General features: G+C 74.5%; 1 protein-coding gene. It reads right to left on the bottom strand.

Annotated features, from left to right (window positions below; genetic code table 11):
- The coding region (locus C1I95_RS34385; protein WP_199524052.1) for a hypothetical protein at positions 1–298 on the bottom strand (298 nt) is incomplete at its 3' end.
- Between the last annotated feature and the right edge of the window lie 216 nt (positions 299–514).

Genomic DNA, 514 nt, shown 5'->3' with positions numbered 1-514 from the left:
CGCCCACCCCGTCCCAGTCCCCGACGCCGAAGCCGACGCCGACGTCCAAGCCGACACCGACGCCGAAGCCGACGCCCACCGGCACTCCGAAGCCCACGGCATCGCCGACGCCTCGGCCGTCGACGTCTCCGACCCCCTCGCCGACGGGTTCCACCTCGCCGTCGCCGACGCCGACGGGTTCCACCTCGCCCTCGCCGACGCCGACGAGTTCGACCTCGCCGTCGGCGAGCCCATCGGTCTCGTCGTCGCAACGCGCCGACGACAGCAGCGCCGCCCCGACCACGGCGGCGAGCAGCAACGCACCCGACGAGAGCTCAGCCAGCCCGTCCGCCCTCGGCGGCCTCTGACCAGGGCAGAATCCCCCCAGCGGCGCCGGTGGTTCCCGGCGCGTCGACCGGCAGCCAGCATGAGGTAGACCGGGACACTGTGGGCACTCCGGGTGTGCCACCCGGTCGGAATGTGGCACGGTGTCTCTCAGGCACTCCCGGCCCGGCGGTACGGGCCGGGTGCGAGC

Source organism: Micromonospora craterilacus (assembly GCF_003236315.1).
In the GTDB taxonomy this organism is placed as follows: domain Bacteria; phylum Actinomycetota; class Actinomycetes; order Mycobacteriales; family Micromonosporaceae; genus Micromonospora; species Micromonospora craterilacus.
Note: the sequence above shows the minus strand (reverse complement) of the source record. Positions and strands in the feature narration are given on the sequence as shown.